This is a genomic window from Endozoicomonas arenosclerae, from assembly GCF_001562015.1.
GTDB classification, from domain to species: domain Bacteria; phylum Pseudomonadota; class Gammaproteobacteria; order Pseudomonadales; family Endozoicomonadaceae; genus Endozoicomonas_A; species Endozoicomonas_A arenosclerae.
In genome coordinates this window covers 21556-38956 of record NZ_LASA01000085.1, presented here as the reverse complement: position 1 = coordinate 38956, position 17401 = coordinate 21556, and the positions used below count along the sequence as shown (strand labels likewise).

Below are 17401 nucleotides of genomic sequence, written 5' to 3'. Positions count from 1 at the left end.
CTTCCAAGCCACCTCGTTCATAACGATCAATCCAATCGTAAACGCATGACCTGTGAGTAGAATACTTTTCGGATAGCTGATTGACAGTGGCACCCTCCAGCCATAGGTGTATAGCCTCTAAACGAATAGATTCTCGAACATCATGGGAAATTTTACGGCCGTCGACTTTGCTCATGTACACCTCAAATATGAGGTGTCAGTTATACAGAAACTCTTGTCGGGAAGTTTTGGCCCAAATCAATACGTGAGTGGAAAGCTGGATAAGAAATTAAAACCTGAAGCAGAACTGCAATTTTCCTGAAACCCGATGAGCCAGTGTAACTACTGGCTCATTTTAACCAAAAGTTTGTTCGCGGCTGCAAAGAAAAATCAGTGACCAACCAGCTCTTGATAACTCCCCGCCAAAATACCATGCTCCTCTCTCAGACAGGGAACACCGCCGACTACCGGATAAACCAGTGGAGAATCTTTACTGAAAAGAACATTACCTTTCTCTTGAAGTGATGTTTTATATTTTGGACAAACCCAGCTCTGATTTTTTTTCTGCTCAGTCACACCCTTTTTGATCACTGTTACTGCTGAAGGATTCAAAGGATTAGCAGTAGCCTTCATCAAACGATGATCAAGCACTTCGTAGCCCAGCCCCTCAGAAAAACCTACCAGATTTTGACAATAACCATGCTGCTTCATTCTCTCTCGAGCTTCATCAGAAGCCAGCTCATACCCCGGCTCTATCAGAACAAGGTACAACCGGGCCACTCGAAAAAGCTCTTTAAGTAAAGGCTCTTCCTGGCCACCATTGGGCTCAATAGAATGAGAGGTATAAACAACGTCAATAGAGTTGTCTTGAAGCGGAATTTGGAACAAGTCGCCCGTACACAAGTGCACTTGGCTCTGATTATTTTTCTGCAGCCATTTTCTAGCGAAGGCTACCCTTGACCAACAAAGATCAAAACCAAAATAATCGGGTTGATTACCAAGCCCCTTTATCACTCCAGAAAGGGTAGTAGCTTCACCCACACCGGCTTCCATAACTGTTTCAGGGCTGCATAATGATTGAAAAATCTCAACAATCTCTGAAGTATATTCCTGTTTATGCTGCTGCATAACCGTCTGACTCATTGAAGAGGAATAACTGCCCGACTGAAGATCATAGGCTTGTTCAATAATTGCAGAATTGTTCTGAGCAAGTCCATTCGTCTCCCTTAAATAGGCCGAGATGTTTTTGCCCTGATCATACATTCTCTTCAATTCATCTGGATTAGCCATGAAGCGCCCTGTTTCTGGATTCAATTTCCTTAGAGGGGACAACGACTTCCCCACCTTAGGATGGGGAAATTATTGTCTCACTCAAGGCTGTTTCGGCCAGAATGACCTTGAATCCAGAGTACGCGAAAAGAAACCTTAAAACCCGTTCGGGCTGTGCCTGTCGAAGCACAACCCCCCCCCTTCGACGAGCTCAGGGTGAACGGTATCCGAGTGTAAATCGGGAAGTTATTTCGAGACAAATCCTAGTACAGCATCACAAAGAAAGTGTTAACCAGTAGTAAACTCAGAAAAGGCCTGTTCAGGCTCACTTGAAACACAGACATCCGTTACCCGCGCCATCGGTGGACCTTTATGAAGCCAGGCTTCAAGCTTATCCAAAGCCTCGCCTTCACCACACATTAATACTTCCACCCTTCCGTCTGGCAGGTTTTTCGCCCAACCGGTAACCCCTAGCTTTCTGGCTTCCTGTTGAGTAGAGCCACGATACCAGACGCCCTGCACCCTCCCCTCTACCAGTGCGCGTCTGCATTGATTAGCCATTTGCATCCACCTTATTTTTCAGAGCCTGGACTTTCTTTTCCAGACTGACCCGAGTCTGAGGTCCATACAATACTTCTACCAGCTTTCCCTGAGGATTAACAATCATTGTCGCTGGTAATACCTGAGGGGTTTTGGTTTCCAAAAGAGCCATCGGACTTTCGGTCACTACGGGGAATTTAATACCCATTTTTTGGGATTTATTAACCAGATCTTCGCCCTGACTGTTATCGAAATCAAAACCAAGCACTCTGATTGTTCCGCTATTGGCTAACTCGTTAAGTTCAGGAATCTCTTCCCGACAAGGGTCACACCACTGTGCCCAGATGTTGATAACCGTCCATTGACCTTTATCACCTTTGAGGAAAATCCCCTTACCTTCTGAGTCTGTCAAATCAGGCTTGGAGCAGGCAGACAGAAACAGCGAGACCAGAACCAGAGTGAAAAGTCGGGAAAAAAGAAGTCGCATAGCCATCAGATCCAATTTCAAGATTGCTCTGATTCTAGCCGTAATGGGCCATAAAGTCGCTGGAGACAACTCCTCCGTAGAGTTCTCAACGATCTGAGGTTCAATGATAAAAAAACCATTAACTAAAAACACATAGATTTACTTGCAACACCCAAAACTATTTTGATACATTTTTGTCTCAATAAAGATTTCAAACCATCTTTTAGATGAGGAAAAGAGGTGATTGCATGGAGTTTTCAGTAATCGAATGGGCAGAGTACTCTGAATACCTTGTCAGTATTTTCATCCTGATAGCATCGGCAATTCTGCTGACCTACGAGCTGGCATGGAAACTGGCCAAGCGCTGTTTTGAAACCCGCGAACTAACAGACATTCTGTCCAGTGTCGTCTCGTATTTTGCTTACTTTGGTGCCGGCGTTCTCTATTTCGGCCTGATTCTGACAGCCTTTTATGCTGCCTCCGAGTATGCACTGTTTCAGTTTGAGCCCAGCTTACTGTCATTTGCTGTCTGCTTCCTGTTGGCCGACTTTGCCTACTATTGGCATCACAGAGCTGCTCACAGAGTTAATTTCCTTTGGGCTACTCACTCTGTTCACCACAGCTCACCCTATATGAACATTGCTGTAGCTTATCGCTTTGGCCCCCTGGACGGACTGGTGTCAGCAGCTTTCCACCTTCCATTGGTTCTGTTGGGTTTTCACCCTGCCATCGTACTGGTTTGCGAGAACCTTCATCAGTTCTACCAAACACTTTTGCATACAGAACGTTGCCCCAAACTGGGTCCACTGGAGAAAGTCTTCAACACCCCTTCACACCACCGGGTTCACCACGGATCTGACTGGAAATATCTGGATAAAAACTACGGTAGCGTTCTTATTATCTGGGATAAGATGTTTGGTTCTTTCAAGGAGGAAGATACTCGCCCGAACTACGGCTTGACGATTCCTGTGAACACCTCAAATCCGGTTGCAGTGTTCTTTCACGGTTACTATCGAATGGCAAAAGACCTGACTCAGGCCAAGAACTTTTCCGATGTTTACGGGATCATCTTTCGTAGCCCTACCTGGCGTTATTATCGCTTTCAGAAGCCTCTGGAAGAACAACAACCCAAAGCCCAAAAGGTTGAGAAACCTATCGAAGAAGCTGCATAATCAAACTACTTCATATTTAAAGGACTTATCAAAATGCGCATGTTTTTAATGGCCCTGGGCTTTGTCGCTTTAGCCGGGTTGGCTGGAATAGGCTTTATGTATTCAATGCCCAATAGCAGCCCAGAGCATACTGCTGATGCAGCACCAGCTCTTGAGGGAGATGGACAACTCAAACTGATCATCACCAATATCAGAAACGATAAGGGCATTATCTATGGCGCTATTTTTGATGATAAAGACATTTTTGAAAGCGCTGATTATGAACAGGCTGCCCTTCAGTTCGAAGTCAAACCTGAAGCCATAGGTGTTGAGCAGTCATTCAACCTCCCGGAAGGAGACTATGCAGTATTTGTTTTCCATGATGAAAACAAAAATATGGACCTGGATTCAAAAGGCATGATTCCAACAGAAGGGTATGCTTACTCTCAAAATGCAGGACGGAATGACTTACCCAGTTTTGAAGATGCGAAATTCAAACTGGCCGACAGCAGCAGTGTAGAAAAAATTAAAATGATTTATTACCAGTAAGATTCTATCGATCAAGGAGTTGTCCTCACAACTCCTTTATCAATTCCAGCCTCGAATCCGGTAACTCTTCCACTAACGAAGCGCCATAAGCCATGGAAGGCGTTTGAGCTCCAGCAATGACATTACCCGCCAGGATTTTTTCCACAATGGCCAGCGAGGCATTCACAGTAAATCGATAACCTTCAGCCACATCCAGCCAGGCCTCAACAGCTTCTCCCTGCTGGTTACTGACTTTACCCCAAACTCGCATTCCGCCTTGCTCCCTTACTTCCTGATTCGGACCTTCAATAGAACCGGCTTTTTTCTTCAGCCATTGCTGCAGAGGTTGATAATTCAATACTTTCATCACAGGACTGAGAATCCGACTGATGAAAGCTGCGGGTTTTGGTGTCGCGGTATAGACTTCAATATTATCAATCCCGGTTGAGTACCAGGCTGTACACACATCCCCCCAGGGAACCGTCATTGACCAAAGTTCACGGTCAGAAAACCGGATCATCTTTCGCTTATAAGCTGCCGGGACTTCTTTAATCTCTCCGTCCTTTCGTATACGACCACCGTCTGCCAGCATTTCGATCATGGTTTTTACTGTGCCGGGACTGGTTCCCCCTTCACCGCAAAAGGCAAGCTCCAGATTGTCAGCCTCAGGCATTTGTTGAGCCAGAGAAGCTGCAAGACAATCAGTAGGCACAATATCAAAACCAACGCCGGGCATTAACATACATCCCGCTGCTTTAGCCTCCCTGTCGCGATCATGAATACTCTGCAGTACAGGAATCTCACCGGTAATATCAAGATAATGAGTAGACGTCTTAAGACAGGCATCCACCATAGGTTTGGACGTAGCCGAGAAAGGACCCGCACAATGAAGCACCACAACAATATCTGAAAGAGCGCTTTCAGCCGCCTCTGCATCATCAAGGGAAAAACATCTTGAAGGTAGCCCCAGACTTTCTGCCAAAGGTTCCACTTTATTGGGTGTTCTACCGCCCAGAATCGGATTCATCCCCAATGCCTTGGCCTGACGAGCAATCAGCTCACCGGTAAAACCATTGGCCCCATAGATCATCCAGTGATGTTTTGACACAGTAACCCCTGATCTTATTCTTATTGTTGTGACAGATAGAGTTTTCGCCTTTCAATTAAGTCAAATATCTTACTTGCTCAACGCAGTTATTCCAGTATTCAAGCAAATTTATTCATTTCCCACGGTAAAAATCAGGCATCAGTCACATACAGATTATTTGAGCGACAAAAAAACCGGCCTGTTAAAAGCCGGTTTTTTTTCAGTGGAGCAGAGGCTGAAACTATCAGGCAGTGGCAGCCTTTCCTTCAACCTGCTCGGATTCCTGCTCTTCCAGAGAGCGGCTGTAAACCTTCAGGAATGGCAGATAAGCAACGGTAGAGAAAGCGACCAGTAGCAGACTCAGGATCAGAGCACTGAAACTGAAGTTTGTGCTTAGGAAGGCAGCCAGAGGACCCGGCGTGGTCCAAGGTACCAGAGCTACAACACGTCCTACGAGATCCATGGAAGTCGCCATGTAAGCCACTGTTACGTTAATCAGCGGGATACAGATGAACGGAATACCCAGAATCGGGTTCATGATAACCGGCGCACCGAAGATAACTGGCTCATTGATATTGAACAGACCAGGAACAACAGATAGACGACCAATAGAACGCAGGTGTGCACTCTTACTGATGGACATGGCAATAGCCAGACCCAGAGTTGCACCCGCACCACCCAGGTATACAAAGCTATCAAGGAAACCACCCGCAAAGATGGCTGGCAGAGCTTGACCCGCTTCCAGAGCAGCCTGGTTAGCCTGGAGATTCGTCAGCATGATTGCTGTAATCACACCCACAACAATATTGGTACCGTGGAGACCACAGAACCACAGAACATGAACCAGCAGAACGATCAGCAGCAGACCGGGCAAAGTATCTGCAGCACCAACCAGAGGTACGAACAGCTTCATCATCAGTTCTGGAATCAGCATTCCGCCTTCACCCAGAGAGGCGACAAAAATGTTCAGAGGCTGCAACACCAGAATGATGGCAATAACAGGCGTCAGGGACTCAAAAGAACGGGCAATGGCTGGCGGCACCTGTTCAGGCAGCTTAATGGTCAGCTTGCGGGTGTGCATGAAACGGAAAATTTCAATGGCCAGGTAAGACACCAGGATAGCGGTGAACATACCCTTGCTGTCCAGGTAGCTGGCATTGATCGCTGGCGGCCATCCGGTAACTGGAGCGGCAACAAGCAAAAAGGCAAACAGTGACAGGAAGCCGCTGGTGATTTCAGGCAAGCCATACTGCTTACCTAAACTGGAGCCGATGCCGAAAGAGATAAACAGGCAAGACATACCCAGTGTTGCATAGAAAGGCTGCAGCCAATCGCCTTTATATTCTGCCATCAGGTCTGTATACCACTGGGAGAACATAAAATTAGCGGGGTCGGTCAGAGGCAGATTAAGCAGTAACAGCAGGATAGAACCCACAATGAAGAATGGCATGGCGTAAACCATACCGTCACGTAAAGCAATCAGATACTTGAGATTGGCCAGCTTGCCGGCCAGAGGCATTAATGCCTGCTCCATCCTGTTTGCTAAGTTCTGCATAACACCACCGTGCGGATATTTTACTTCTGAATTCTGAGTGCCATTGTGAGTTGAGCATATTCGCTCATTCAGCCGGAAAATCAGATGAGTGATTTCCGTCACCTGCATGAAGGAATAGAACAGAAAGCCTCATCCGTTAGTTATGAACAACAGATAAAGAACGCTGCTATCACAACACGGGCTCACAATGACCGACCTTTATTAACATGCCGCGGAAGAATACCAATGCTGAAGATCAAATGTAACCGGTTTCAGTAACCGGTTACATTTATTAAATCATCTTTTGACTGAGGTCATGATTTTCAAGGTTGGGTAAAGAGACGATCCAGATTGCAATCCAGTGCAGCCCGCTGTTTTTCATTCAGCTGGCGCAATCGAGCAATTAACTGGGCAAACCATTCTGGTCTTTTGTTGGTTTCTATTTCATCCAGCGCCTGATCAGAAGGATAAGACCAGGGCAGCTGCTGACACAGTGCACTCAGTTCAAGATATCGGAGATCCCTGGCCAGAATCATCTCTCCCAGATCATTTTTGCTGACCAGCCCCTGCTCTAACAGATAACTGGTGTAGAGCTCCCAGTCTTCCAGTGAAAGATTCCAGCCACACTGATGCAATTGCTTCAGTTTAAGGCTTAACCCCTGTTGGAATTGTTCATTAAAGCCATTTAACACCACAAGCACTCCAAGCAGCGGTGGTAAGCTCTCATTCCTGCTTTGATTGGATAAGGCAAAACTTCTGACCAGTACTGCACCAAACAGCACAAGTATCCAGCTGAGGTAAATCCAGAGCAGAAACAGCGGCACAGCAGCAAAGGCACCGTAGATCAAATGATACGACGGAGAAAGTGTAATAAAGAGTGCAAAACCGGCTTTGGCCATCTCAAGCAAAAAAGCTACAACCAAAGCACCAGAAAGCGCATGACGAAAAGGCACTCGTCGGTTAGGCACTGCAAGATACAACAAGGTAAAAACAATACTGCTTAACAGCATGGGTGTTAATCTCAGTAGCCACTGATCGACTCCGAGATAGGCTGTTGTGTCCGCAATCAATTTCAATGACGCCAGATAAGACGTCAACACAAAGCCCACTCCAATCAGAAAAGGCCCCATACTGAGAATCGCCCAGTAAAGCAGAAAGCCGGTAACACCACGACGTACTCTGTCTACCTGCCAGATCTGGTTAATAGCCCTGTCGATGGTTCTTAGCATCATGAATGCTGTGACTACCAGAAAAGCCACACCCACACCGGTTAGCTTTCGGGCCTGCTGGGAAAAACTGGATAGATAAGACTGAACCTGCTCTCCAGCTGTTGGCACAAAATGGCTGAAAATAAAGCTCTGGACGTTCTCCCCTACCCCTTGAAAAGAAGGTATGGCGGAAAGCATGCTGTAGGTAACCGTCATCATGGGCACCACCGCAAACAGTGTGGTGTAAGTCAGAGCGGCTGCATTATCGAGACAACGATGTTTGAAGAAGGTATCAGAGACGGATAGCAGGAAAGTCCGGCACCATTGAGCCAGCTGAACCTGCGAAGTACTGGACAGACGAGAACCCGACATAACTAATCCCTGAAATTCTATGAGCCTGACTGCAGTCTTGTACGAAGAATATCACTCCATCTCCCTTTGGAAACGAAACGACTTCAAGATAAAAGACCTGCCAGGCTCGAACCTTTCAGGAAAGGGTATCAGTTCTTATGCCCGGGTGGAAAGCCATCCAGTATGCCTTTGACAGCAGCATTCACTTTTTCTGTTCTGTCTTCAGGTGATGCGCTGCGAATGACTCGGGATGTTGAACGACCACGCCACTCCAATTCATGGTTTTTAGGACCAATAAAATCAATGATCAAGGAGCCTTCCTGGTAGTCGCGAACCCGGGTTTCCGTAGTAGCGCCCATGCCCCAGGCTCCCCAACCATAGCCCATGGAAGTGGTAATCTGATCGAGCTCTCTTCGGGTACGGGTTGTCGTCAGATAATTCACCAGGAAGTCAGGGTTATCTCCTGCTGATACTTCACGATATCCCCTGGCCTGAAGATCAGCGTTAATGGCTGTCCGTATCCTCATATCCATCAAACCATCAATGTGGTAGCCCTCAATCTTGTTATTCTCACCGGGCTTGTTGAGCCATGCGTAGGTCTTCCACTCCTTCATGGATTGAGTGGCAGCAGGGGTATTGTTGTAGTCCCAGTCGAGCCTCTGGCTGGAACAGCCAGCTGCAACAACTGCAATCATCACAATCAGCAACTGTTTAAGCTTGTACATGATCATACCTGCCTGTTAGGTAGGAAGTTTGTTGTAAGAACCATTGCAAACCAGCGAGTCATGAGCATAACCTCATACTCAGTTATGATCGGTAACGCCTGTGCGACAAACTGATTCGTCATCGGAACCGAACAAGCTTAGACCTTCTGGTAGCATCTGTAGAGGATTATATGGTCGATTAGTACGAAAGTGATTGCATTTACAGAAAATTTGCCTGTCCTTAAGTCAATCCAGACTGATCCCCCATATCAATTGCACCTGAATCCATTCAACGATAACCTTCCCGACACTGAAATCGTCATAGATGACAACAACAGGCTACTGAAAAATACAGCCCAGAGAATTTGAAATCATTTTTCACGGAATAATAGCGAGAACAGAATCATGAGCGTTAAGATTTACCACAACCCCCGCTGCTCAAAGTCCAGGCAGACACTGGCCCTGATTGAAGAAAAAGGCATTCAACCGGAAATCATCCTCTATCTGGAAACCCCACCCGCCCAAGAAGAACTGACCGAAATACTGAAGCAACTGGGTAAAAAACCTGAAGAACTCATGCGCAAGGGTGAGCAGGAGTATAAAGATCATATTAAAGGTCAGGACCTGTCCGAGCAGCAGCAAATTGAAACGATGGTGACCTACCCAAAAATGATTGAAAGACCGATTGTCGTCAGTAACAGTCAGGCCCGGGTTGGTCGTCCACCGGAATCTGTTCTGGAGATTCTCTAACCGTGCAGGACTTGACTCAAAAAGCGAATATCACCTATCGATTGAGCCTGATACTCTATTTTTGCCTGCTGGCATCACAGGCAGCGAAAGTACTTTGGCTCCATCCACCTCAAAGCTCGGTATGGATGATCGCTTCTTTCACTCTTATTCCTTTGCTGCTACCTGTCTATGGCTTGATTAAACGGCAACCCAGAGCATCAGCCTGGTTATGCTTCATTCTCTGCTTTTACTTTATCAGTGGCGTTCTGGATGCCTGGTTTATTAAGGACTCCATCCACGGCTGGCTGATTACCGTATTCAGCAGTCTGCTGTTTCTGTCTGCAATGATGTTCACCCGCTGGCAGGGGCAACTGAATAACAACAAGTACTCGCAATAGTCTGCCACTTACCCCAAAAAAAAGCTCCTGCATTTACAGGAGCTTTTTTTATCGGGATCAACTGAATATCATCAGTAGGCCAACTTGATTTCAACAGCTGACTCAGCCTTCTCAACAACGGCTGGAGAAGCACTTAGAATGCGTTTATTTTTTACGCCTTCTCTTTTTAAATATTCTTCCACGGCCATCAGACGATCAGCAGCCAGCTTGCTCATTTTTTCCTGATTGGCAGGCCAGTTTCGTAACAACCACTGCTCCGCTTCCTTCACCCTTTTGTCCTGACTGTCACTGCCTATTTCAGGAAGCTTGCGATTGTGCGCCCGCAAGTACATTTGCTCGATCAACTGCCCACGAATATCAGCAGGAATTTCCTTAATCTCACCCGGTTTACTACGGCTGATGGCCGAATAGAGCTCAACAAGATCAGCCTCAAGTTCTGCTTTTGACATCGTCGGCCAATCTTTATCCCGAGTTGCCACAGCCTCTATAGAAAGGTTTAGTTCAGGCCTTATTTGCAGAACACGACTCCAGCCTTTCAACTGGATCTGATCATCTTTACTCAGAATCGCTTTACCAGCAGGCAATTTCATATTATTGGACAATGATTCACTTAAACCGGCCCGTTGCGAGAGATAACTCATGGGCTGATCAAGGACATTTTTCCAAGTTACCAGAGTCGCCTCTTTTGCAGCTGTCAGTGGTGACTGCCCACCTCGAGCCGAGACATTAATGGAGAAAGAACCCTTAACATTCGTCATTAACGCTTTAACCTGGTTAATATTCAACTCTGGCTTGATGGGTTTGGCCTTCAGTCGGGAAAAAACAACCTTCCCTTTCGCGCCCCCCCCTGCAGAAGAAGCAAGGTTCAGATTCACCCTGCTGCCCGCCAGGTCATAACCGGCAATCGATCGTGCAGAAGCGGGAAGCATAGATAAATCGACATCTCTGGCGGACATATTCAGAGTCGAAGAGACCGGATTCTTCAAGTCCATCTGCCCTTCCATAAATACCGGCACACGCTCCTGCCACTGGCCATTCAACTGGTAGGCAAATTGCCCCGGATTCAACACTTCTAGCTCAACTCGACTCTCTGAGAAAAGCGCCCTGTCTTTTGAACGAGCAGACTGTATTGTTCCGTTAAACTCAATATTCTTGACAGCAACAGGCAGTGGCGAGTCAACCGTTTTGGCCACTTGCTCCAGCAAGCGACCATCAACAATCAGTTGCCCGTCTCTGAAGGACAAGTCTTCAACAGAGCCTTCACGGTTTTTAAATTGAAAACCATCTGCCAATAATTCATTCCAGCGAATATCAAGACCGGAGCTCTCATTCTGATAAAGGCCTTCCATGACTTTTGCTGTCCCCGTTAGCTCCATACCGGTTTCAGTAGACCACTCAACCGATAGGTCCGAAGATAATGTACCGCCCAGTGAACATTCCGAGCAATGGATAAAGCCCTGCTTGGTAACCTCAGACAAGGGCATTTTATCAATGGACAGCTGGCCTGACAGAGATAACTCATTCAGATCAATGACGCCACCCAGAGTCCAGTTGATGCTCTCTGATTCATTGACCATTTCAACATCAATCTGATCCAGTCGCTGGGTTGCCAGTTCCATTTTGTTGAAATCAATGTTCACAACACTGCTGGAGCCTGCCTGCTCCGTATTCACCACCTTCATCGAACCTTCTTCAAAAACAAAACGACCGGTTTCTCTTAGAAACTGATACAGATTGGGCATAGGTGGCTTCTGACCAATAATGGCCAGATCAATGAAGATACGAGGCTTTCTGAAATCAATCCGGTTCAACTCGATTTTGTCCTTCCACAGGGAAGTCCATGCGACATTCAGACCGATTGATTCTGACTTGAGCGTGATTCCAGGAGAGATTCGAAGCTCTGGGTTGGTGAGCAGAAACTCTCCCGTTGCAAAAGAATATTCTTTGGCAACGGGAAGCACTTCCACTCCTGTCTGGTTTTCTATTTGTTGAAGCAGCTGGTCGGTATACCTGCCAGGTACCAGTAATACCACTGAAATCAGCGACAGCAGGATTACCAGAACAATTACAACAAAGAGCACAAACCGGATGGCCGACTGCTGGGTTTGCATACTACTTCTCTTGATTACCAGTTCATGACCTGTTTAACGAAGGGTATGGTCAACTTCCTTTTTGCTCTCAGAGAAGCACTGTCCAGCTTCTGCAGCATCTTGAACAGATGCCCCATATCCCGATTACTGCGATATATAATATACCGGGCGACATCTTCATTCATATCAAGCCCACGCAAATGAGCCCGTAGCTGCAATGCAGACACCTTGTCCTTGTCACTGAGTGGCTGCACCTGAAAGACCAGCCCCCAACTTAATCTTGAGACCAGATCCGGCAAAGTGATTGAGAGTCGTTTGGGTGGGCAGTCTGCTGCGACCAGCAAACGCGTTTGTGAATCCCGCAACCGGTTAAAGAGATCAAAAAGACCTTCTTCCCACTCAGGAATCCCCGCGACGGCATCAACATCATCAATACAGACCAGCTGCAATCGCTCCATGCCTTCAAGGAGTTTGGAAGGGTAATGCACCAGCTCTTTCATGGGCAGGTATATACTGCGTCCCTTTCTGCTGTCTACCTGATGACAGGCAGCCTGAAGAAGATGACTGCAACCAACACCGGGAGCGCCATAAAGATAAATAAACTGCTCTGAATCAACACCACTGATCTGTTGATCCATATCCAGCATATTCACCAGCGCAGCATTATCCCCGCTGAAAAAATTTTCAAAGGTAGCATCGTCCCTAATCTGGACACTGAGCGGTAATTGCACAGGCTGGCTCATATACGACATCAAACAGCCTTGAGCGGCAAACGCCGCCCAACCTTAACCATGGAAATAGATTCAGAACCCGTGGCTTTGGCATTTTTATCAAAAACAGCAAGCTCACTTGGGTTAATAAACTCTGCAGGTGACAGACACAGGGAACACATCTCGCTACACCCTTTTATCAATGGCATGGCAAAATGATTTTCTGTTCGCTGCGGGCATAGATCACCTTACTCCCCCGGCTCACCAGCATGGTATAAGTGGCTCGCCTTATAATTTCGATGCAGATGACGCAAGAGTACCATAATAATGGCCGCTAATGGCAGTGCAATTAGCATCCCGACGAAACCAAGAATCTGACCACCTGCCATCAAGGCAAAGATTACAGCCACCGGATGGAGACCAATACGATCACCCACCAAATAAGGGGTCAATACCCACCCCTCGAGCGCCTGCCCCACAGCAAAGACTCCCGCCACCATAAGCAACGGCAGATAACTGTCAAATTGAAAAAGAGCAACAATAATGGCGGTAGCAAAACCCACCACAAAGCCCATGTAAGGAATAATACTGACCAGACCTGCCAGCAGGCCTATCAGCAGGGCAAACTGCAAGCCTATCGCCCAGAGCCCCAGACCATAGATCAATCCCAGAGCCAGCATGACCATGAGCTGACCTTTAAGGAAAGCGCCCAGAACTTCATCACACTCACTGGCCAGCTCGACCACTATGGGCTCCAGATTGACCGGCAGCATCAGACGGATGTGTTCCATCATATGATCCCAGTCACGCAACAAATAGAAAGTGACCACCGGAACCAGGAACAGATTGACCAGAAAGCCAATGATAGCCAGGCCGGAAGTTGTCACAGAGCGCCCCAGCTCTGCCAGAAGACCTCCCGTCTTCTGCCATTCCCCAGCCATCGTCTTCACCAGCTGGCTGACATCAAACCACTCGGGATCCAGATCCGTGTATTCCACCAGCTTTGGAATAGCATTGATGCGAATCCACTCTTCCCAGACAGGCAGCAGCTGCATCAGGGTTTTGACCTGCTGAAACAACGCCGGAACCAAAATCAATAACAGCACAAACAGGAAAGTGAATATCACCAGAAAGACCAGCGTCACCGACAATGTTCTTGAGAGTTTCTGCTTTTCCAGCCGATCCACCAGCGGATCACCCAGATAGGCCAGTACCGCACTGATGGCAAAGGGCGTCATGACGGCCCCGACAAAATTTATCAGCACGACACCCGCAAACACGATGCCTGCCAGCATCCACTGTTGCTGTCTGGTCATTTTATTCCTTGTTTTTAACTTACCTTGAAAGCTCTTTCTTTATGTACAATGAAAGAGCTTTCTATTAGCTGAGCTTAAAACCTGGCCAGATACTTAATGACCCAGCCAACGATATTTCAAAGTCTGGCTCAACTCATCTTCACCCGTAGCTCGCAGATTACGCCCCAGGGCAATAGCATCGGATAATTGATTCAGCGTACCATCGATTGCCAGCTCAAGCTTAATCTTGTTACCGCTGACTTTGACTACCGTAACATCCCTGACCGCCGTCAGCCCCTTCAGATAGTTGACCACACCAGCATAATCACGGGTACTGGCCACGCCATCCACTTCAAGAACCGGGTTAACACTGCTGCCACCTGAGCGAACAGCATAGTGTCTGGAAAGCGTGTTACCTACCAGATCCGCTACGGCTAACGCCAAACCTTCTGCGGAAAGATCAGTAACCGTTGCATCAAAGCGCTGATTTCTGAATAAAAGTACAATGCGGCCATTATAACGACCACGATCTTCACTCAAACGCCCTGCCAGCACCGCTTCAGACCCATAACGGGCAGAAGCCTGCCCAAGCTTGTCCGAGAACAACCCCCAGACATCCACCTCGGAAATGTTGGTGCTGTCTTCAAAATCCATCAACGGGAAGGTCAGGGGTAGAGAACGGGAAACCATGACACGCTTAAGATCGCTGACCAAAGGCGATTCAGTCAGCTCTCTAAGAATCTGTCGACGGCCCTGCTTTTCAATCGCCAACCAGACAATAGTATCAGGCCTGTTGGAATCCCAAATACCCAGACCATTCTCTCTAAGCAGTCGATTCACCGCTGCCTCATCAAAACGCACCTGAAGCAGTAGCTGCTGACCACTTTCTGAATCACGGCGCTCATAACTGAAACTCTGAACCAGCCCGGCAGCTTTTTTAAGTGAGGTTTTAATGCCTGAGTTATTCAGGGTGCTGCGCTGGCCGGTAACTTTAACTAATACCTCGGACAGCGCACGGCTCATGGCCTTCCCTCTTTCCTCAGTTCCCTGATTACTGACCGGCACACCAACACGGTAGAGTTCAGGCATCTGTGCTGCTGAGAGCTGAAAGGAAACCAAGGCCAGCATCAATGTGAAAAGCAGCCTCGACAAAGGGAACAATCGTTCCAGCTTGCACGTTTTATACATAATGTCCGGAATCAAAAACAGGCACTCTCACCATGAACAGTCCGATCTATAGGCTGAAATCCCCCTTGGATCAAGGTCAATAGCCCTTATGGAAAGCTGTATTTTCATAGTATTCGAGTACAAACCACCCAGACGAAACGCCCGGAGCCCAGTATCACATCATTCTGCCATAACTTTCTGGTTTTGTAGAAAATCTTTATAAGACTGTGGAATCTGTTTGGGGCTGTTAACGTTTAATCATCTATTCATGAGCCCTCATCCTTCTTTATGAATGTTTCGGGTTAAGTTAGAATGCGCGCTCTGATCAATCCACAATAGATTCCACGGTGCGGATACATCTTCGATGAGCAAAAGCGACCGCGATACAACTTCCCCTGCTTCTTCTCTGAGCTATAAAGACGCTGGTGTCGACATCCAGGCAGGCAACGCCCTGGTTGATCGTATCAAACATGTAGCCAAAGCCACTTCTCGCCCTGAAGTGATGGGTGGTCTGGGAGGCTTCGGCGCCCTGTGCCAGATCCCATCCGGTTACAAAGAGCCAGTTCTGGTTTCCGGAACCGACGGTGTAGGCACCAAGCTGAAACTGGCTATGGACCTGGGCAAGCACGACACTATCGGTATTGATCTGGTAGCGATGTGCGTTAATGACCTGCTGGTCTGTGGGGCCGAGCCTCTTTTCTTCCTCGATTACTACGCTACCGGCAAGTTGAATGTCGACGTAGCTGAGCAGGTAGTCACCGGTATAGGCGCAGGCTGTGAACAGGCTGGTTGCGCACTTATTGGTGGTGAAACCGCTGAAATGCCCGGTATGTATCAGGGCGAAGACTATGACCTGGCAGGCTTCTGCACAGGGGTTGTCGAAAAATCTGACATTATTGACGGCACCAAAGTAGCTGCCGGCAATGTTCTGATTGGCCTGAAGTCCAGCGGACCTCATTCCAACGGCTACTCTCTGATTCGCAAAGTGCTTGAAGTCAGCCAGGCAGACCTGAACAGTGAAGTCGATGGCAAGCCTCTGGCAGAAGCCCTGATGGCACCGACACGCATCTATGTTAAGTCTCTGCTGCAACTGCAGAAAGAAATGCCGATCCACGCCATGGCGCACATCACAGGTGGTGGTCTGACAGAAAACCTGCCAAGGGTTATCCCCGAAGACTGTGTGGCGGTGATCAATACAGAAAGCTGGAATATTCCTGAAGTATTCCGCTTCCTGCAGGAAGGCGGCAATATTGCCCAGTCAGAAATGTACCTGACCTTCAACTGCGGTGTAGGCATGGTTATCTGCGTGCCGGAAGATCAGGCCGACCAAGCCGTTACCCGACTGAATGAACTGGGTGAAGAAGCCTTCGTTATAGGTCACATGGAATCCGGTTCCGGCGACAAGGTCGTTTACCGATAAAAGCCGTCTACCGTTAAAGACGAAGAAAGGTCCGGGCAGTTGTTAGTTGACTGCCCCGGACCTTTTTATCTCGAATTTGAATCTTGAGAACGGAAATGACTGATAACAATCGGGTCGTAGTATTGCTATCGGGCAGTGGTACTACTTTACAGGCCATTCTCGACCAGCAGAGTCAATACAGTTATGAGGTTGTGGGTGTTCTCAGTAATCGCCCGGATGCCTTTGGCCTGGAAAGAGCCGGGAAGGCGGGTGTTGAATCCCTGAGCCTTGACCACAAGCTCTACCCGAGCCGGGAACTGTTTGACCTTGAACTGATGAAGCATATCGATGCATACAAGCCGGATCTGGTTGTACTGGCGGGTTACATGCGCATTCTCAGCAGTGCTTTTGTTGAGCACTATCAGGGCAAGCTGATCAACATTCACCCTTCCCTGCTGCCTAAGCATAAAGGTCTCAACACCTATCAGTCTGCCCTGGACGCCGGCGATAGTGAGCACGGAACCTCTGTGCATTTCGTCACCGAGGAACTGGACAGTGGCTCTGTGGTGATGCAGGCAGCTCTGGAAATCACACCTTCAGATACTGCACAAACCCTTGAGCAGCGCGTCAAGGTGATGGAGCATCATCTTTATCCTAAAGCTATAGACTGGATAGTTTCCGGCCGAATAGCCCTACAAGACGATGTCATTTCACTTGACAAAAAGCCCCTTGGCCCTCAAGGATATCGTATACCTGAAACAAGTATCGTCACTGAAAAATAAACCTGTGGGACTGA

19 protein-coding genes are annotated in these 17401 nt (G+C 47.7%); 6 read left to right on the top strand and 13 right to left on the bottom strand.

Annotation, left to right across the window (positions count from 1 at the left end; all coding sequences use genetic code 11):
• From WG89_RS32915 to WG89_RS12890, 4 genes are all read right to left on the bottom strand, one after another.
• The coding region (locus WG89_RS32915; protein ID WP_153301578.1) for a helix-turn-helix domain-containing protein at positions 1-175 on the bottom strand (175 nt) is incomplete at its 3' end.
• A gap of 194 nt (positions 176-369) precedes the next feature.
• A complete protein-coding gene (locus WG89_RS12900; protein ID WP_062266696.1) occupies positions 370-1269 on the bottom strand; it encodes a class I SAM-dependent methyltransferase in 900 nt (299 codons plus the stop codon).
• Positions 1270-1536: 267 nt separating this feature from the next.
• Positions 1537-1809, bottom strand: a complete 273-nt coding sequence (locus tag WG89_RS12895; protein WP_216638482.1) for an acylphosphatase — start codon at positions 1807-1809, stop codon at positions 1537-1539.
• Positions 1802-2275, bottom strand: coding sequence for a TlpA family protein disulfide reductase (locus tag WG89_RS12890; protein WP_172806808.1), 474 nt, complete (start codon positions 2273-2275; stop codon positions 1802-1804). Before WG89_RS12890 ends, WG89_RS12895 begins: the two co-directional genes overlap by 8 nt.
• A 227-nt stretch (positions 2276-2502) precedes the next feature.
• Between WG89_RS12890 and WG89_RS12885 the strand changes: the two genes are divergently transcribed.
• Positions 2503-3426 (top strand): sterol desaturase family protein, encoded by a 924-nt coding sequence (locus tag WG89_RS12885; protein ID WP_062266687.1) that lies wholly within the window; start codon positions 2503-2505, stop codon positions 3424-3426.
• Positions 3427-3459: 33 nt separating this feature from the next.
• Positions 3460-3954, top strand: coding sequence for a DUF2141 domain-containing protein (locus WG89_RS12880; RefSeq protein ID WP_062266684.1), 495 nt, complete (start codon positions 3460-3462; stop codon positions 3952-3954).
• A gap of 25 nt (positions 3955-3979) precedes the next feature.
• Here the strand turns inward: WG89_RS12880 and WG89_RS12875 are convergent, their stop codons facing one another.
• The 4 genes from WG89_RS12875 to WG89_RS12860 all read right to left on the bottom strand — a co-directional run bounded on the left by WG89_RS12875 (position 3980) and on the right by WG89_RS12860 (position 8838).
• Entirely contained in the window at positions 3980-5041 is a 1062-nt protein-coding gene (locus tag WG89_RS12875) for a saccharopine dehydrogenase family protein (RefSeq protein WP_153301576.1), read from the bottom strand.
• Between the two features lie 223 nt (positions 5042-5264).
• A complete protein-coding gene (locus WG89_RS12870; protein WP_062266702.1) occupies positions 5265-6575 on the bottom strand; it encodes a PTS sugar transporter subunit IIC in 1311 nt (436 codons plus the stop codon).
• 302 nt (positions 6576-6877) lie between these two features.
• Complete coding sequence (locus WG89_RS12865; protein ID WP_062266679.1) at positions 6878-8134, bottom strand: YihY family inner membrane protein; 1257 nt, start codon at positions 8132-8134, stop codon at positions 6878-6880.
• 128 nt (positions 8135-8262) lie between these two features.
• The gene (locus tag WG89_RS12860; protein ID WP_062266677.1) at positions 8263-8838 is read right to left on the bottom strand and encodes a DUF4136 domain-containing protein; all 576 of its coding nucleotides are present in this window, start codon (positions 8836-8838) and stop codon (positions 8263-8265) included.
• A gap of 384 nt (positions 8839-9222) precedes the next feature.
• On the opposite strand from WG89_RS12860, the gene arsC reads away from it, so the two are divergent.
• Both arsC and WG89_RS12850 read left to right on the top strand, forming a co-directional pair.
• On the top strand, positions 9223-9567 hold the full coding sequence (gene arsC, locus WG89_RS12855; protein WP_062266675.1) for an arsenate reductase (glutaredoxin): 345 nt from the start codon (positions 9223-9225) through the stop codon (positions 9565-9567).
• A gap of 2 nt (positions 9568-9569) precedes the next feature.
• The gene (locus WG89_RS12850; RefSeq protein ID WP_062266672.1) at positions 9570-9944 is read left to right on the top strand and encodes a DUF2069 domain-containing protein; all 375 of its coding nucleotides are present in this window, start codon (positions 9570-9572) and stop codon (positions 9942-9944) included.
• A gap of 71 nt (positions 9945-10015) precedes the next feature.
• Here the strand turns inward: WG89_RS12850 and WG89_RS12845 are convergent, their stop codons facing one another.
• From WG89_RS12845 to WG89_RS12830, 5 genes are all read right to left on the bottom strand, one after another.
• Positions 10016-12055 (bottom strand): DUF748 domain-containing protein, encoded by a 2040-nt coding sequence (locus tag WG89_RS12845; RefSeq protein ID WP_062266669.1) that lies wholly within the window; start codon positions 12053-12055, stop codon positions 10016-10018.
• Between the two features lie 14 nt (positions 12056-12069).
• Positions 12070-12786, bottom strand: coding sequence for a DnaA regulatory inactivator Hda (gene hda / locus WG89_RS12840; RefSeq protein WP_414630393.1), 717 nt, complete (start codon positions 12784-12786; stop codon positions 12070-12072).
• Positions 12786-12926 carry a hypothetical protein gene (locus WG89_RS31170; RefSeq protein WP_172806807.1) on the bottom strand — a complete coding sequence of 47 codons (141 nt, stop codon included), beginning with the start codon at positions 12924-12926 and terminating at the stop codon, positions 12786-12788. The genes hda and WG89_RS31170 overlap by 1 nt, the downstream gene beginning before the upstream one ends.
• Positions 12927-12992: 66 nt before the next feature.
• Entirely contained in the window at positions 12993-14060 is a 1068-nt protein-coding gene (locus WG89_RS12835) for an AI-2E family transporter (protein ID WP_062266666.1), read from the bottom strand.
• A gap of 93 nt (positions 14061-14153) precedes the next feature.
• Positions 14154-15128 carry a DUF2066 domain-containing protein gene (locus WG89_RS12830; RefSeq protein ID WP_172806806.1) on the bottom strand — a complete coding sequence of 325 codons (975 nt, stop codon included), beginning with the start codon at positions 15126-15128 and terminating at the stop codon, positions 14154-14156.
• Positions 15129-15570: 442 nt separating this feature from the next.
• On the opposite strand from WG89_RS12830, the gene purM reads away from it, so the two are divergent.
• A complete protein-coding gene (purM, locus tag WG89_RS12825) occupies positions 15571-16626 on the top strand; it encodes a phosphoribosylformylglycinamidine cyclo-ligase (protein WP_062266660.1) in 1056 nt (351 codons plus the stop codon).
• A gap of 95 nt (positions 16627-16721) precedes the next feature.
• Positions 16722-17387, top strand: coding sequence for a phosphoribosylglycinamide formyltransferase (gene purN / locus WG89_RS12820; RefSeq protein ID WP_062266656.1), 666 nt, complete (start codon positions 16722-16724; stop codon positions 17385-17387).
• The last annotated feature ends 14 nt before the right edge of the window (positions 17388-17401 follow it).

Excerpts from the sequence above, each read along its gene's own strand:
- WG89_RS12830 (WP_172806806.1), bottom strand. The coding sequence starts at position 15,128 with ATGCCTGAACTCTACCGTGTTGGTGTGCCGGTCAGTAATCAGGGAACT.
- WG89_RS12870 (WP_062266702.1), bottom strand. The coding sequence starts at position 6,575 with ATGCAGAACTTAGCAAACAGGATGGAGCAGGCATTAATGCCTCTGGCC.
- arsC (WP_062266675.1), top strand. The coding sequence starts at position 9,223 with ATGAGCGTTAAGATTTACCACAACCCCCGCTGCTCAAAGTCCAGGCAG.
- WG89_RS12865 (WP_062266679.1), bottom strand. The coding sequence starts at position 8,134 with ATGTCGGGTTCTCGTCTGTCCAGTACTTCGCAGGTTCAGCTGGCTCAA.
- WG89_RS12890 (WP_172806808.1), bottom strand. The coding sequence starts at position 2,275 with ATGCGACTTCTTTTTTCCCGACTTTTCACTCTGGTTCTGGTCTCGCTG.
- WG89_RS31170 (WP_172806807.1), bottom strand. The coding sequence starts at position 12,926 with ATGTGTTCCCTGTGTCTGTCACCTGCAGAGTTTATTAACCCAAGTGAG.
- WG89_RS12845 (WP_062266669.1), bottom strand. The coding sequence starts at position 12,055 with ATGCAAACCCAGCAGTCGGCCATCCGGTTTGTGCTCTTTGTTGTAATT.
- purN (WP_062266656.1), top strand. The coding sequence starts at position 16,722 with ATGACTGATAACAATCGGGTCGTAGTATTGCTATCGGGCAGTGGTACT.
- purM (WP_062266660.1), top strand. The coding sequence starts at position 15,571 with ATGAGCAAAAGCGACCGCGATACAACTTCCCCTGCTTCTTCTCTGAGC.
- WG89_RS12895 (WP_216638482.1), bottom strand. The coding sequence starts at position 1,809 with ATGGCTAATCAATGCAGACGCGCACTGGTAGAGGGGAGGGTGCAGGGC.
- WG89_RS12835 (WP_062266666.1), bottom strand. The coding sequence starts at position 14,060 with ATGACCAGACAGCAACAGTGGATGCTGGCAGGCATCGTGTTTGCGGGT.
- WG89_RS12900 (WP_062266696.1), bottom strand. The coding sequence starts at position 1,269 with ATGGCTAATCCAGATGAATTGAAGAGAATGTATGATCAGGGCAAAAAC.
- WG89_RS12880 (WP_062266684.1), top strand. The coding sequence starts at position 3,460 with ATGCGCATGTTTTTAATGGCCCTGGGCTTTGTCGCTTTAGCCGGGTTG.
- WG89_RS12860 (WP_062266677.1), bottom strand. The coding sequence starts at position 8,838 with ATGTACAAGCTTAAACAGTTGCTGATTGTGATGATTGCAGTTGTTGCA.
- hda (WP_414630393.1), bottom strand. The coding sequence starts at position 12,786 with ATGTCGTATATGAGCCAGCCTGTGCAATTACCGCTCAGTGTCCAGATT.
- WG89_RS12885 (WP_062266687.1), top strand. The coding sequence starts at position 2,503 with ATGGAGTTTTCAGTAATCGAATGGGCAGAGTACTCTGAATACCTTGTC.